The organism is Nocardia flavorosea NBRC 108225 (genome assembly GCF_001613385.1).
In the GTDB taxonomy this organism is placed as follows: domain Bacteria; phylum Actinomycetota; class Actinomycetes; order Mycobacteriales; family Mycobacteriaceae; genus Nocardia; species Nocardia flavorosea.
Genome location: NZ_BDCG01000002.1, coordinates 45,414 through 60,837 on the forward strand (window position 1 = coordinate 45,414; position 15,424 = coordinate 60,837).

11 protein-coding genes and 1 pseudogene are annotated in these 15,424 nt (G+C 66.9%); 8 read left to right on the forward strand and 4 right to left on the reverse strand.

From position 1 onward, the window contains the following. Window positions 1-64: 64 nt before the first annotated feature. Window positions 65-718, forward strand: a pseudogene (locus NFL01S_RS00885) (PaaI family thioesterase); the annotation flags it as partial. Window positions 719-839: 121 nt separating this feature from the next. Here the strand turns inward: NFL01S_RS00885 and NFL01S_RS00890 are convergent. Next, complete coding sequence (locus NFL01S_RS00890; protein ID WP_062970475.1) at window positions 840-1,574, reverse strand: TetR/AcrR family transcriptional regulator; 735 nt, start codon at window positions 1,572-1,574, stop codon at window positions 840-842. An 821-nt stretch (window positions 1,575-2,395) separates the two neighbouring features. Here NFL01S_RS00890 and NFL01S_RS00895 point away from each other — a divergent pair. From NFL01S_RS00895 to NFL01S_RS00920, 6 genes are read left to right on the forward strand one after another with little or no spacing between them, the layout of a single operon-like run. Then, window positions 2,396-3,970: an ABC transporter substrate-binding protein gene (locus NFL01S_RS00895; protein WP_062970477.1), complete on the forward strand. Its 1,575-nt coding sequence runs from the start codon at window positions 2,396-2,398 to the stop codon at window positions 3,968-3,970. Window positions 3,971-3,995: 25 nt separating this feature from the next. After that, the gene (locus NFL01S_RS00900) at window positions 3,996-4,937 is read left to right on the forward strand and encodes an ABC transporter permease (protein WP_062970478.1); all 942 of its coding nucleotides are present in this window, start codon (window positions 3,996-3,998) and stop codon (window positions 4,935-4,937) included. Continuing rightward, window positions 4,934-5,818, forward strand: a complete 885-nt coding sequence (locus NFL01S_RS00905) for an ABC transporter permease (RefSeq protein ID WP_062970480.1) — start codon at window positions 4,934-4,936, stop codon at window positions 5,816-5,818. Before NFL01S_RS00900 ends, NFL01S_RS00905 begins: the two co-directional genes overlap by 4 nt. After that, window positions 5,802-6,860 (forward strand): ABC transporter ATP-binding protein, encoded by a 1,059-nt coding sequence (locus tag NFL01S_RS00910; protein WP_084492300.1) that lies wholly within the window; start codon window positions 5,802-5,804, stop codon window positions 6,858-6,860. The genes NFL01S_RS00905 and NFL01S_RS00910 overlap by 17 nt, the downstream gene beginning before the upstream one ends. After that, complete coding sequence (locus NFL01S_RS00915) at window positions 6,857-7,660, forward strand: ATP-binding cassette domain-containing protein (RefSeq protein WP_062970482.1); 804 nt, start codon at window positions 6,857-6,859, stop codon at window positions 7,658-7,660. Before NFL01S_RS00910 ends, NFL01S_RS00915 begins: the two co-directional genes overlap by 4 nt. Window positions 7,661-7,680: 20 nt before the next feature. Continuing rightward, window positions 7,681-8,520 carry an IclR family transcriptional regulator gene (locus tag NFL01S_RS00920; protein WP_245670465.1) on the forward strand — a complete coding sequence of 280 codons (840 nt, stop codon included), beginning with the start codon at window positions 7,681-7,683 and terminating at the stop codon, window positions 8,518-8,520. 1,046 nt (window positions 8,521-9,566) lie between these two features. On the opposite strand, the gene NFL01S_RS00925 is transcribed toward NFL01S_RS00920, so the two are convergent. The 3 genes from NFL01S_RS00925 to NFL01S_RS00935 are packed head-to-tail and all read right to left on the reverse strand — an operon-like array spanning window position 9,567 to window position 14,077. Continuing rightward, window positions 9,567-11,957, reverse strand: coding sequence for a PEP/pyruvate-binding domain-containing protein (locus NFL01S_RS00925; RefSeq protein ID WP_062970486.1), 2,391 nt, complete (start codon window positions 11,955-11,957; stop codon window positions 9,567-9,569). Next, a complete protein-coding gene (locus NFL01S_RS00930; protein ID WP_062970488.1) occupies window positions 11,948-12,952 on the reverse strand; it encodes a TIGR03617 family F420-dependent LLM class oxidoreductase in 1,005 nt (334 codons plus the stop codon). Before NFL01S_RS00930 ends, NFL01S_RS00925 begins: the two co-directional genes overlap by 10 nt. Before the next feature lie 9 nt (window positions 12,953-12,961). Beyond that, entirely contained in the window at window positions 12,962-14,077 is a 1,116-nt protein-coding gene (locus tag NFL01S_RS00935; RefSeq protein WP_062970490.1) for an Rv3169 family protein, read from the reverse strand. 50 nt (window positions 14,078-14,127) lie between these two features. On the opposite strand from NFL01S_RS00935, the gene NFL01S_RS00940 reads away from it, so the two are divergent. Further along, window positions 14,128-14,748 (forward strand): TetR-like C-terminal domain-containing protein, encoded by a 621-nt coding sequence (locus NFL01S_RS00940; protein ID WP_062970492.1) that lies wholly within the window; start codon window positions 14,128-14,130, stop codon window positions 14,746-14,748. The last annotated feature ends 676 nt before the right edge of the window (window positions 14,749-15,424 follow it).

Here is a 15,424-nt window from a genome sequence, read left to right on the forward strand (position 1 = left end):
AAGGCGAATGGGGTAGGCACATCAAGCACCCAGTCCGCTCACTCACCACCTCCGGGAGACCGCGATGAATGACGACCCGCCCGCCCGGCCCACCGTGCGCACGGCGGCGGCCGGCAGCGTGCTGACCTCGGCACCCCAGCAGACACCGGTCGACCGGGCGACAGCGGCCGCGCGGCGGGTGATCGACGCGTTGCTGCGCACCGACCGCGCGAACGCGAACCTGGATCGGGTGGCCGAGGAGCTGGACAGTATCGCCGCCCATCTCGAGCAGCACGCCCCGGAGGTGGCCGAACGGCTGGTGGACATGTGGCACGGTGAGGGTGTCACACGTCATGACCCGGTCACCGGCCCGGAGAACGCGATCGCACCGCCACTGGTGCTCACCGGCCGTGCCGACGGTTCGGTCGACGGTGTGGTCACCCTGACCATCCCGTATCAGGGCCCGCCGGGGCATGTGCACGGCGGAGTGTCGGCTCAACTGCTCGATCACACGCTCGGCGTAGCCAACACGTGGGCCGGTTGCCACGGTCCCACCGCGCAATTGAATGTGCGGTACCACCGCCCGACACCGTTGTTCGTGCCGCTCACCGTGAGCGGCCGGCTGGTCTCGCAGAACGGCAACAAGATCAATTCCGTCGGCGCGATCCACACCGCGGACGGTGAGTTGTGTGTCTCCGCCGAGGGTTTGTTCATCGGCAAAACCGTGACGCGTCCACGGGGCGCGGGGGAGCCGGTACTTCGCTGGACTGCGCCCGAGTCGCCCGGCCTGGTGGTCGAATGACATCCTCGTGATGCCGGCGGTCAGGGTCGCGTGGGCGGTTGCGTGGCTGTGCGGTTCGTCAGCTTCGCGGCAGGCGCAGCTCCCGTACAGCTTCCTCGAGTTCACGGATATTGCGCTGTAGGTCGAGGAGCGCCGGCGCGCTGCCGGTGTTCTCGGCCGCGGGTGCCGATCGATCGGGCGTGATCCCGGGAGCGGGTGCGGCCGGCTCCCGGGCCGGACCGGCGGCGGCGAAACCGTCGAGGAAGACCGCGATCAGATCGTGGCGCAGCCGGTCGGCGCCGGTGGCCAGGGAGTCCCGGTGGAAACGGACGGTGAACCAGACGGATTCGCGCAGCAGGCGGTGGAAGTGGTGCGGGTCCACATCGGTCCGGAATTCCCCGGTGGCGATACCGCGGGCGATCGCGTCGGCCCAGTACTGGTTGGCGCGGCGTACGGCGGTGGCGATCCGGCTGTCGGCGGGTTGTGACGAGAGCGCGCTCTCGTTCTGGTAGATCTCCGTCGCGTAGGGGTGGTCGGTGGCCGATTCGAAGGAGACCGCGACCATCCGGTCGAGCCGCTCGCGTGCGGTTTCGCCGGGGACGAGCGCGGCTTCGTAGCGGTCGTTGAGATCGTCGATGAAGGTGGTGACGATTTCGAAGACGATGGCATGTTTGGAGGCGAAGTGGTGATAGAGGCTGCCCGAAAGGATCCCGACTTCGTCGGCGATATCGCGCACGGTGGTGCGGGCGACACCGCGTTCGCTGAACAGTTTCGCGGCGTGGAACAGGATGGCCTCTTTCCGAGTGGGTGACACCTGGCGTCTCCTCGCGTGCCGTGTTGTCCGGTTCCCGATCAAGCACTTGCTTGAATCGAAGGCTACACGAACGCCCGGACCTGTATTCCGCACGCGGGCGGCCTGGCAAGAGGGTGGTAGCGCCGCGAGCCTGCGGGGGAGCCGGCTGTGTAATAGGTATTTGCTCTGATTCGATGTGAGTTGCCTTGTTGCAGTTGGGTCTTCCGATGTCGCGTACTTCATGCATTCGGTGAGAGATATCCCGGCAAACCGTTGACAGGCCGCTGTGATCCATCTAACGTTCCAAGCAAGCGATTGCTTTGGAACGCCCTAATATTGCTTGGGCCCCTGGTGACCGCTGATAACCAAGCAGCATGCAAGGAGAGAGCATGGGTCTCGGTTCATTCGATGCGGCGATTCCGCCGATTTCCCCCTCGGTACAAGGGCACACCGAAGACCGCGGCAACCGGCGCGAACCGGTCCCGCCGCAGTCGGAATCGTGGTGAGCGCCCCCGGCGGCCGCCGGCACCGCGATACCCGGAAACCGGCCGGACCGGTCTTCCGGTGAACAACCCCCGGTAACCAACCGGGCCCCCGCCGGACCCCGGCGGCGCGAACGTGCGGAGCCGGACCGAATGACCGTGCCTACGCCGGCCGAGACCGCGACCCCGGAACATTCGACGACCACCGCCCCGAACCGGCCGGATACCTCTCGGACACCGCGCCCGAGCAGCCGCGCAACGGCAAATACCCCATGTGATCGGGCGATTTCCGATGTGAGCGCAGCCCGCACCCACCGGCAGCCCACCCCCGAAGCTCATATCGTGCGTGAAAGGAACTCCATGAACCGCAGAAGGTCTCGCCGTGCCCGGCATCTACTGGCCGCGGCCGTGGCGACGCTGGTCGTGGCCGGTTGCGGAGGCGGCCCCATCGACGGCGGTTTCGGCGGCCCGGTCGGCGATATCGATCCGGACGCCATCCTGCGGGTCACCAGCAGCTCCCCGACCAGGAACCTGGACCCCTACCTGCAGACCAGCTACGGCGGCTGGGGGTATCTGACCGTGATCTTCGACCGGCTCACCACCGTCGACAAAGACGGCAACCTCATTGCCGGACTGGCGAAATCCTGGCAGTTCGCGCGGGACGGCTCGTATCTGGAGCTGAAACTCCGCTCCGGCGTCTCCTTCCACAACGGGGCGGCCTTCGACGCCGCCGCGGTGGCCGCGAATATCCACCGCGGCCAGAACATGGAAGGCAGCACGGTCACCGACGCCCTGCAGAACATCACCTCGGTCGAGGAAGTCGACAACTACACCGTCCGCCTGCATCTGAAGCCCGGTACCGGTGTTGAACTGCCGGGGGTGTTCAGCACCAACGTCGGAATGATGGTCAGCCCGAAAACGATCGCCGCGGGTACCGATCTCCGCAACGACCCGGGCCTCTCCGGCTCCGGCGGCTACGTGGTCACCGAATACGTACCCGAGGAATCGCTATCGCTGGTGCGCGCCGGCGGCGGCCCCAACTGGGACCCGAAGGCCGGGCAACTCGCCGGGATCGAGTTCGAATGGATCCCCGACGCCCGGACCCGGTTGAACGGAATGAAAACGGGGATGACCGATCTGAGCTGGGTCAGTTCCGCCAACGAAGTGATCGAAGCCCAGACACTGGGACGCAACCGGACCGTCGGCGTCGACGAGGTCGTCTTCCGCAACGTGCTCGGCCTGTACATGCGGCCCGACGGCGATCTCGCGAAACCGGAAGTCCGGCAGGCCGTGGCCGCCGCCATCGATCCCGCAGCCGTCAGCGCCTTGTTCTCCGGAACCTGCACACCCCACCGGCAGCTGTACCCGGCCGGCAGCTGGCCCGCGGACGAGAACTACGAATACCCGTATCCCTACGACCCGGACAAGGCCCGTGCCCTGGTACAGGCGGCCGGCGGCGCCCGGATAGCGCTGACCTTCGCTGCCGGCACCAACACCGAGAACACCGCGAACGTCCTGCAATCGAGCCTGTCGCAAGCCGGTATCGACGCCGACCTCAACCCGGTCCCCAACACCCAGAACGAACCCCGCTATATCGCCGGCGATTTCGAATCGATGGTGGCCAACAGCTTCAACGCGAAAGTCGATCCCGCGGAAACCGTGAACACCTTCCTGTTCGGTGCCTACGCCCTCGCCAACGGCAATCAGCAGATCCGGGATCTGACGACCCGGGCCGCCGACCCCACCCTGACAGACGAACAGCGCGCACCGCTGTACCACCAGGCGTGGGACCTCACGCTGAAAGAAGCCATGTACGTCCCTATCTGCAATCAGACCAACGCCACGCTGTTCACCAGCCAGGTCGTCGGCGCACAAGACATCCCGTGGGCGGACCTCGGAATCTTCGACCTCCGCCACGTGGCAATGACCGAATAGTCCGCCGGAATCATGAGGAGAACCTGTGCTGCGTTATGCCGGGCAGCGGTTACTGGCGGCGATCCCGCTGCTGCTGATCGTTCCACTGTTGATATTTCTTTTGATGGATCTGGCTCCGGGCGATCCGGCGGTCGTACTGGCGGGAGAGAACGCGACACCGAAACGGCTGCGGGAACTACGCGAGAACCTCAACCTCGACGAAAACGTCCTGATGCGATACCTGGACTGGGTCGGGTCGGCGTTACGCGGCGACCTCGGTATGTCGCTGTGGTCGAACCAGACGGTGGCCGAACTGCTGCTGCGGCGGATGGCCACGACCCTGTCGCTGGTGTTGTTCGCGATCGTGCTGGCCGTGACGATCGGCGTGGTTCTGGGCATTCTGGGCGCGCTGCGGCCCGGCGGTGTGGTCGACCGGGGGATCAACGCCCTGGCCTCGGTAGCGATCGCCATCCCCGCCTTCTGGTTCGGACTGGTACTCGTCCTGGTGTTCGCGGTGACGCACCAGATATTTCCCGCCTTCGGCTATGTGCCGATATCGGAAGGAGTGGTGCCGTGGTTCCAGCATCTGGTGCTGCCCGGTGTCGCATTGGCGCTGCTGCCCGCCGCCGAGGTGACACTGCAACTGCGGTCCGCGCTCGGCCAGGTCCTCGGCAGTGACTACATCCTCAACGCCGAAGCCCGCGGACTGTCCCGGGCGAGCGTGATCGGGAAGCACGGGCTCAAGAACGCCTGCATCCCCGTGGTGACCGTGCTCGGCTTCCGGGTCTCCGAAGTACTCGGCGGCGCGGTCACCATCGAGATCATCTACAACATGCCCGGCCTGGGCAGCCTGGCGGTCAACAGCGTCCAGAATCACGACGTCCCGGTACTCCTCGGGTTCGTCCTGTTCACCACCCTCGTCGTCATCGTCGTCAATCTGCTCGTCGATATCTCCTACGGCTACTTCAACCCGAAGGTGCGTTCATGACCGCGACCACACCGGCAGACGCCGGTATCCGGCCCGGGGCGGGCCGCAGAGTATTCGACTTCCTGCGCCGCCGGCCCGCCACCGCGACCGCGGCGCTGTTCGTCGTTCTGCTGATCCTCGTCGCGCTCTTCGCACCCTGGATCGCCCCCCACGATCCGTACGCCCAGGATCTGCTGAACCGGCTCCAGCCCCCCGACGCCACGCACCTGCTGGGCACCGACGACTACGGCCGTGACGCGCTGAGCCGGTTGCTCTTCGGCGCCCGTATCTCGCTGACGGCCGCCCTGCAGGCGGTGGCCCTGGCACTGATCCTCGGACTGCCCCTCGGGGTGATCGCCGGCTACCGCGGCGGCTGGACCGACACCCTGCTCACCCGTCTCATGGAAGCCCTGATGAGTGCCCCGTCGCTGGTCCTGGCGATCACCATCGTCGCTGTCCTGGGCTCCGGAATCACCAACGCCATGTTCGCGGTGGGTCTGGTGATGGCGCCCCGGTTCTTCCGCGTCGCCCGCGCCTCCACGATGGACGTCCGCGGCGACACCTATATCGAGGCCTCCGTCGCCCTCGGGTGCACGCCATCACGGACCATCCTCCGGCACATCCTGCCGAATGTGATGCCCCCGATCGTCCTGGTCATCTCCGTCTCCCTGGGCACCGCGGTCGCCGCCGAGGCGAGCCTGAGTTTCCTGGGCCTGGGCGCGAAGGCCCCGGCCGCGAGTTGGGGATCGATGCTCAGCACCGCCGCCTCGAATATGCAACTCGCCCCGCACCTGGTGTGGCCACCGGGCGTGATGATCTTCCTGACCGTGCTCGCCTTCACCTACCTCGGTGACGGTGTGCGCCGAGCCCTGACAAGGAGCCGCAATGGCAGTAGCAACTGACGGACTCCAGCAGCCACAACCCGCTCCCGGCGCGGCCACCGGCACTCTGCTGCGAGTCCGCGATCTCACCGTGCAATTCCCTGTCGGCCGCGGCCGCTGGACCACCGTCGTCGACGGTGCCTCCTTCGATGTCGGTGCGGGCGAATCCGTCGCCCTGGTCGGCGAATCCGGCTCGGGGAAAACCGTGTCGTCCCTGGCGGTCATGGGCCTGACCGCACACACCGGCGGCCGCATCTCCGCCGGCTCCGTGGAATTCGAAGGCCGTGACCTCACCGCACTGCCGCCGCGCGAATGGCGCACACTGCGCGGCACCGGAATGGGCATGATCTTCCAGCAGCCCATCCGCAGCCTCAACCCCGCCTACACGGTGGGCGACCAGATCGCCGAATCCGTCCGCAGACACCTCGGCCTCGACCGCCGCGCCGCCATGGCCCGCGCGGTGGAAATGCTCGAGCTGGTCCAGGTACCCCGCGCCGCCGAACGGGTCCACGAATACCCGCACGCCTTCAGCGGCGGAATGTGCCAGCGCGTCATGATCGCCATGGTCATGGCCTGCAATCCGCGGCTGCTCATCGCCGACGAACCCACCACCGCACTCGACGTCACCGTCCAGGAAACCATCCTCCAACTCCTGCGAGACCTGCAGGAGCAAACCGGTATCGGCCTGCTGTTCATCACCCACGACCTCGCCGTGGTCGCCGAACTGTGCCGGCGCGTGGTCGTCATGTACGCCGGCGAAGTAATCGAGGAAGCCGGCGCCGAAGAGCTGTTCTACACACCCCGCCACCCGTACACCGCCGGTCTGCTCGCCTCGATTCCGCACCCGGGCCGCAACCGCGACCGGCGCCTCACCGCCATCGAAGGCCGGGTACCGGTCGCGGGCGAATGGCCGTCCGGATGCCGGTTCCGGGAACGCTGCCCACATGCCCGGCCCGGACTGTGCGACACCACCCACCCGGCGACCACCCCCACCGGGGACCGGAGCACCGCGCGGTGCCTGCGCACCACCGAGCTCGAACTACAAGGAGTGCAGCAACCATGAGCCTGCTCGAGGTATCCGATATTTCCAAGTCGTTCTCGACAGGCCGCGATATCCTCGGCCGCCGCTCCGGCTGGACCCACGCCGTCCAGAACGTCTCATTCCAGCTCGGCACCGGCGAATGCCTCGCCGTGGTCGGCGAATCCGGCGCCGGGAAATCGACCGTCGGCCGAATCGTGCTGCGGCTGATCGAACCCGACACCGGCAGCATCACCTTCGACGGCCACGACGTCCGCGCCGCCACACCCACCCGGCTCCGCGCCCTGCGCCGCGGTATGCAGATGATCTTCCAGGACCCGCACAGCTCACTCGACCCCCGGATGAGCATCCTCGACGCAGTCGCCGAACCACTCGTCGTCCACACCGACCTCGATCGCAAGTCCCGCACCGCCACCGTGCGAGCCCTGCTGGACAAGGTCGGCATCGGCGCCCGCTACCTCGCGCGCTACCCGGCCGAACTTTCCGGCGGACAGCTGCAACGCGTCGCGATCGCCCGCGCGCTCACCCTGCAACCCAAAATGATCGTCTGCGACGAACCCGTTGCCGCCCTCGACGTCTCCGTCCGGTCCCAAGTGCTCAACCTGCTGCGTGACCTCCAGGACGAACTCGGGTTGGCCTACTTGTTCGTCTGCCACGACCTCGCACTGATCGAAGTGATCGCCGACCGGGTCCTGGTCATGGCAGGCGGCAGAGTCGTCGAATCAGGCACCGTCGAGGACATCTACCACCACCCCCAGGAGGAATACACGCAGAAACTATTGGCAGCCATCCCCGTACCTGTCCCGCGCAGCGCGCGGCGCTGACCCGGGCGACGGAACACATCATGGCAATGATCGAACGGATCACCGTAATCCTCGATGTCTTCGACGACCGCACCTCCCGCTTGACCCTGGAGGAAATCAGCCGCCGGTCGCAACTGCCGCGTTCGACCGTGCACCGGATCCTGAAACAGCTGGTCCGGCTCCACTGGGTGGAGCACACCCCCTTCGGCTACACCATCGGACGCCGCGCCCTGCGAATGGGCGGAATCTCCGAAGGCTACAGCGCGATCCGCGCCGCGGCGGCCCCCGTACTGCAGGACCTGCACATGCAAACCGGGATGGTCGTGCACCTGGCTGTGCTGGAAGGAGGCGAAAACGTCTACCTCGACAAAGTAGGTGGACGTGACGCGTCCACGCTGCCGTCCCGGATCGGCGGCCGCGGACCCGCCTACGCGACGGCCTGCGGAAAATCCATGCTCGCATTCCTCGCCCCCGAATGGGTGGACGGCCTGTACGGGCAGCGCCTGCACCGGTGCACCGATCGCACGATCGGCGAGATCACCGCACTGCACCGGGAACTGAATCTTGTCCGGCGCCGCGGCCTCGCCTTCGACTGGAGCGAGGCCTTCCGGGGCCTGGCCTGCGCGGGGGCAGCCATCCGTGGTACCCGTGGCCCGCTCGCCGCGCTCTCGGTCTGCGGCCCCGCCGACGCCGCGCCGTTCGAGCGGGCAGCCCCGCTGGTGGTGGCAGCCGCCCGGGAGATCGCCCTGACACTCGGCCGGCGCCCGGCCCAGGTAACCGGTGCGGGCCCCCGGCGCCTCCGCGACGACGAGACGATCCACCTCTACGAAGGCCGGCGGTCCACCTCATGCCCTGACCCCTCACCGGCTTCGGCGCGCTGATCACCGGCGGCCGAGACGGGTTCGGCAGATCGGCCGCCACCCGCCCGGCCCGCGCCTCGATCACACTGCTGGGCCGCACAGAAACGAGCCTGCGCAGCGCGGCCACCTCGAAATCCTCGCCCGCAACGTGTGGCGCGCTGCGCGGAGAGCTTCGCGAGGGCGGAACGCCGACGTAGCAGGGCGAGGTAGGTGCGAAATCACTCGGGTGAGCGCAGGCGGTAGTGGGGGAGCGAGGAGTTCGCCGGCCGGTTCCGGCGGCTCGTCGTAGACGCGGGACGAGCACGTAGGGGACAGGAGCACCCGAGCGTTGGGATACAGCGGGCCGCCACCGCGGGCCGCGGCCGAACGCACGGACCCCGAAAACTCGTCCGAAATTCGGAAACAGCCGACCCGAACATTAAATAATCGTCCTACGACGATATGCGCATCTAACTATGTCTGACTCCATCAATCAGTTCGTACTGCCGACACACAAGAAAAAGACAAAGGAAGAGGCATATTGCACACAACTCGAACTGCACATCAGCGGTGGACTGACATGTCCGCGCTGGGGGAGCAGAAGCGATACGGCTGAGGTCTCGGCGACGAGGGACGCACACCCGTGACGCCGCCGTCGCCACCACCATCGGTCTCTCGGCCTTCGCAGGCACTCTCATCGGCGGTACCGCCGCCGACCATTACGACCGCCGGCTCGTGATCGTCGGTTCACGAGCCGCCGCAACCCTCGTCTTCGCCCTGCGGGCGGTAAACGCGATGCTCCCCGAACGAAACTGTGGGTGATCTTCCTCTGCACCGTGATCGACGGCACATCCTCGCGGTCGGCGACGCTGCGGTGTGGTGGCCGGGAGGTTGCTGCCACCGCCGTAGGTTAGTTCAGCCTCAGGTTACCCAGTGGTGGTGATGCCGCGCGCGGCCGTCGATCGCCACGCGGGCGGGCGGGGATTTCGTGGAGGATTCGGAGCTCGCGCTCCTCACCCCAGCACAGTGTGTCACTGTGATGAAATTCGGGGTACTGGCATACCTGAGAAGGGGGAGAGGGATATTCGTCAGTTCGCGGTCCTGGGCTCGTCCACGCGGGTGACCAGACCTCGGTCCCCGTCCACGCGTACGCGGTCGCCGGTCCGCAGCACTCGCGTGGCCACCAAAGTGTTGACCACGCACGGTAGACCGTACTCACGCGCCACCACCGCGCCGTGCGATACCGAACTGCCGATATCGGTGACAAGCGCAGCAATGACAGTGAAATAAGGGGTCCAACCCACATCGGTGACCGGCGCGACCAGAATCTCACCCCGCTGTACGTCACGTGCATCGACAATCGACTTCGCGACACGCACCACGCCTTCCACGGTTCCACGCCCGGCAGGCCGGCCTGAGATCTGGTCGCCGGTGATCCCCTGCAGCGGCACGACGACAAGAGGTTCCGGCCGGCCCACCGACACGTCATCGAACTCGAGCAATTCCTGGAACGCCAACGCCTCACGACGCTTCCGGGCACACTGCACCAGACCGGCGATGTCCTCCCCGCCGACGACGCGGTGCAATTCCCCACGATCGAAGAAGAAGACGAGATCGGCATCGGGTAGCCGCCCCGACGCGGCCAGCACCTCGCCCAGACGCCGGTAGCCGAGCTTGAGCGCATGCGCCATCAGCGCCATCTTCGACTTCGTCTCCTCGCGCCCACGCGCACCGCCCCGCGCCAGCCGGGCGAGAAATCCGACAACCCCCGATCGAGGCGCCTCGATACGCGTGTGCACCGCCCCACGGCCGGCCGGATCGAGAGCTGAGCGCAGCATGACCTGCATCATCGCTCCCAGACCCCCCGGGTCCTCCGCCCACGAAGGATCACGCATGCACAGCTCGCGGTACCCACGGTGGCCATGGCGGCCCAGGAAACGCCGCAACGCCCTCCCGCCGAGGCTGTCGGCGGCCTGCAACGTGCCGACAGCGCGGTCCGGCTCGTTCGCCAGGAACTCCTCGGCAGCCGCAGCGTCCGCGGCGACGATACGCACGACCGAATCCAGCTCCTCCAGCATCAGCGCACTCTCGACTTCGGAGGCGCCGGCCATGAGCCTGGCCGCTTCGGCCCGGCCCTCGTCCTCGCTGCGTCCGTTCTCGGCCGCCTGTCGTATGAGGACGCTTTCGAGAATGTTGGCGGCCACCGCGGCACGTGACGACGACCGCACATGAGTCAGGGTGATGTCGCAGTACTGTTCGACGCCGGATTCCAACTGGCGCATGATGAGCCGGGGGTCGTCACTCGCCGGAATGCGGAATTCGGCGATCCGGTCACCCAAACGGCGAATCGCCGGACCGGCGGACAGCGCATGCGTGGTGAGCCGGACGGTGTTGACGAGCTTGCGGGCGAACGGCTTCGGTGGTTTCGCCTGCAACTCGTCGACCACCCGACCGCAGATCGACATCGAGAACTGCTCCAGCGAATTCCCCAGAAGCCCCGAGCTCAGCGCCGTACCCTCGGTCAGGTTCAAGAACATATGGCCGTAGAAATAGCCGACCTGTAGCCACGGCTTCTCATAACCGGGCTGGGCCCGCGCCACCACCTGCGTCATCTGCATCGCGTAGTCGATGGCATAGCCGGATACCGATGCGGTCAGCGGGCAGAACGCCCCTGGCATCATCTCGCCGATATTGCAGCGCGTGTACACGTGATCCGCACCCGCGAGCGGTGAATCCATCTCGTTCAGATCGCCGGGCAGGGTGGTGATCGGCCGGGCCTGCAACCACCACAGTTTCCCGGAGCGGTCGATCGCCCATTCGAGATCCAGTGGCCGGCCCCAGTGTTCGGCGGCGCGCAGAGCGGCGGACCGGATATCCGCGATCTCCTCCGGCGACAGAACCGGCACCTCGCCCACCTCGTGCACCGCGGGCACACCGCGCGAATCCAGGACGATATGGTCGGGGGAGGCCGTACCGTCGACCAGCGCTTCGCCGAGCCCGGTGACGGCGTCGATCACCATGAGGTCGCGGCGGCCCGTCGTCGGGTCCGCGGTGAACACGACACCGGCGGCGCGCGCGTCGACCATCTGCTGAACCACTACATGCATCGTGGCGCTGCCTTGTCCGCTGTAGGACGAGGCTCGCCGGGAATGGACGGAGGCTGCGCAGGTGCGCACAGCCGCGGTGAAAGCGTCGACGGAATCGACACCCAGCACCGTGTCGTATTGCCCGGCGAAGGACTGGTCGGCCCCGTCTTCTCCGACCGCCGACGATCTGACCGCCACCGGGGCCGCTCCGGCGGCGGCCATCCGGACGAACCTCTCCGCCGCCGCCTCGATCGCGCCCGGTCCGGAAATATCGACGACGACGAATCCCACCGGCACAGCGAGCCCGAGACGGCGTAGCTGCGCGAGGCCGGCCGCCTTGCCGCCGTAGCGGTCGTCGGTGACGTCGTCGAACTCGATCGTGGTCACCGACATGGCGATCCCCCCAGCGCGTCAACGATCTCGGCGAGCGCGTCGATCGCGATGGGGCCCGGCTGATACAGACAGATCCGGTCCGACACACCGTCGACACGGTCCCGAATATGCGCGGCCACCTCGGCCGGGGTACCGCAGGCGGCGATGGTGTGCAGTATCTCGTCGTCGATCAGGGACGCCATCTCCTTCCAGCGCCCCTGCTTGGACATCGCATTGAGTTCCGGCTGCAGATCGCCCCAGCCGTGCGCATCGAGCACCGGCCGGTAGGCCGGGGTGGAACCGTAGAACGCCAGCAGCATCCGGGTCGAGGCGTGGTCGTCGTCTCGTCCGCCGGCCACCGACACGATGATCTCGGGCACGACCTCGAAATCGTCCTCGCTGCGACCGGCCGCGGCCAGCCCCGCACGGACAGCAGGCATCGTCGTGCCGTGCAAGTACCGTTTCGTCCCGAACGGCATCACCAGCAAACCGTCGGCCACCTCCGCGGTCGCCCTGGTCAGCCGGGGGCCCAGGGCGCCGAGATAGATCGGCGGCGGACCGAACGGGTTCGGCCCGGGTACGAATGTCGGCGTCATCAGGGTGTGCCGGTAGTACTCGCCGCGGAAGTCCAGCCGTGCGCCGTCGTTCCATGCCGCGAAGATCGCGCGCAGCGCCCCCACCATCTCCTTCATCCGGGCGACCGGATGGTCGAACTCGGCCCCGTAGCGCTTCTCTATCTGCGCGCGCACCTGCGTGCCCAGCCCGAGGATGAAACGCCCCTTCGTGAGCAGTTGCAGATCGTTGGCCTGATGGGCCAGCTGGATCGGATTGCGGGGGAGCGCGATCGCGACGTTGGACATCACGTCGAGACCTTCGACCGCCGATGCCAGCACCAGCGGCGTGAACACGTCGAACGGGCCTTCGAAGGTGAACACACCGGATGCGCCGGCTTCCTGGAGTACTTTCGCGCGTTCGGCCGCATCGGTGGGCCCGTACAGCGCTGTCATGATCTTCATACGTCGCGCCTATTCCGCTACGTCGGTCCAGTCGGAGAAGCCCGACGGATAGTGCGGTCCGAGCACGCCGTGCTCGAACAGCCCGGCACCCTCGCGGACCTGCCCGTCGGCTTCGGTGCATACGGCTGCGCCGATATGGTCGATGAGACTGAACGGCGCCCGGGCCATCACCGCGGGATCTGTGAGGTCGAAGCTGACGCGTTCGGCGAACGGTCCCTCCTTCCAGGTGCCGTGTGCCCATGAGGAGTCGCCACCGTAGCCCGACCCGAACGCGATGGGCGCAAAGAGCTTCGATTCGATATCGAGTTCGATCCGGTCGCCGGCGCGGTTCATGAACGAGATATGGGCGCCCCGCGGGATCCGTGTCCCGGGCGCATAGTGGATGGTGGCGCGCACTCCGTCGAGTTGTTCGACGCGGCCGTCGCGCCAGCGGCGAGTGCAGTCGTAGAGGCTCCGGTGGCCGTCGGGGTCTTCTTGCAGGATCAGGAACAGTTGGAAGTCGTCGAAGGCCAGCGGCAGGTAGAGCCACCACATTCCGCGGAATGCGGCATCGGGCCGGCCCGCCGGTTCCGGTTCACCGACCGGCCGGATGCCCCAGGATCGGTCGCGGCTGGCCACACTGGTGTCGTGATCGACTGTCAGCCGTTCGCCGTCGACGTCGATCCAGCCCTGCCACGTGCCGACCTGGGCGAACCGGCACGCCTGCAATGTCACTCGTCGTTCGGTCAGCATGTCGTGCGGCTGTTCCAGGGTGGCGGGGAACAGTCCGCGCCAGGTCAGATCCGCGGAGATGCCCTCGGTTTCGGCCAGGGTCAGGTGCAGTTCCTGTAACGGTTCGACGACGTCGAGGCGGTAGCCGTTGACGTTCTGGTGGAGCCGGTCGTCGTCGATGGCGTCGCTGAGGTGCACGGCGGTCTGGGTGTCTCCGCGGCGGACGACGAAGTAGGCGTCCTTGACGCCCAGGCGTGGGTAGTAGCCGATTCCGGTCAGGGCCATGAAGCGGCCGTCCCGGTCGAGCACGTTGAAGTACGAGCGGTCGTAGAAATTCCGATCGGAGGTGGCGGGCCAGGTGAGGGGCGCCGGTGTCTGATGAATCGGGTATTCGTCGAGTGGGCTCAGGTTCACACGGTCTCCCTCAAATATGATGCACACCGTATTGGAATTACGATGGGATCATGACAGCAGAAAGCGGCAGGGAAGGCAAGAGGTCTGCGCGATCTACGCCGGGCCGCCCGCGCGACGGCAGGATCGACGCCGCGATCATCGCGGCCACCCGGGAACTCCTGCTACAGACGGGCTATCCGGCGCTGTCGTTGTCGGCGATCGCCGCGCGAGCCGGGACGACCACGGCCGCCATCTACCGGCGATGGTCGGGAAAGGCGCAGCTCGTCCACGAGGCCGTGCTGCCCGCCGAAACGATTCCCACGCCGGACGGTTCCGGTGATATCCGCCGGGACATCCGGGCATTGGTCGAGACGGTCCGCGCGATGTTCGACAGACCGGAAGTGCGGCTGGCATTGCCGGGTCTGATCGCCGACACTGTCGCCGCTCCCGACGTGCACCGCATGATGATCGACCGGTTGGCCGGTAATCTGGCCGCTTTCGAATCCCGCTATGGCCAGGAGCGCCGAGCAGGCGACCAGTTGCCCATGCTCGCCGAGGTCGTGGCGGGCACCGCGATCTTCCGCATCCTCATCCGCCATGACGCCGCCCTCGACGACACCTGGGTGACCGAGATGACCGAGATGATCACCGACCGCTGGCCTTCTGGGCAGCGGGTCGACGGGACGCTCTAGCGCTTCGCGGCCGGGCTGCACCGTCAGCGCCCGGACGCAGGGGAGGAGACAGGAACACCACCGGCACAGAATCCGGAGCGCGGTGGGAACGGGCCGGAGTCGCACCTGCGGGCTGTGGCAGCCGAAATCGACCGACTGTCTACCGCCGAGCGCACCGACCCCGAGTTGACATAATGCGTGAGGTGCCAGAATGCGCCCGTCCAGCACCGACTCGATTGCGTCTCCGATCCCGACCGACATGTCTCGGCCGAACTTCCCCGCAGGCAGAGGGGCCCTGAGTCCGGGTACGCAGTCGTGAACTGGCCGCCACGGCTCGGTGTTCGGTCTCCGACCCGACCTCCCGAAGACTGCCGATAATCTACATTACGTCAACTAACGTCCAGGAGACGGACTGTGGACGTTCCCCCGGCAGTCGGCGGCCGGTTCCACACGCGACCGCCTCGGTCTCCAGCAATACAGTCGAGTCGCTGGGGTTGCCGGCCCCGGAGTGCCGGTCACTGCCACTGATACGCCGAGAAGTCAGTACTCCGGAGTGATGCGCGAATCGGTACCGCCGAACATGGTGAGAGCCCTGTTCCGAATCGCGGCACGAGACCCGCTCCTGTGCGCGGGACCGCAATCATCGGCTACCACACGGGTCTGGCCGGCACTGGGCACCTAGGTGGCGTGCACGCCG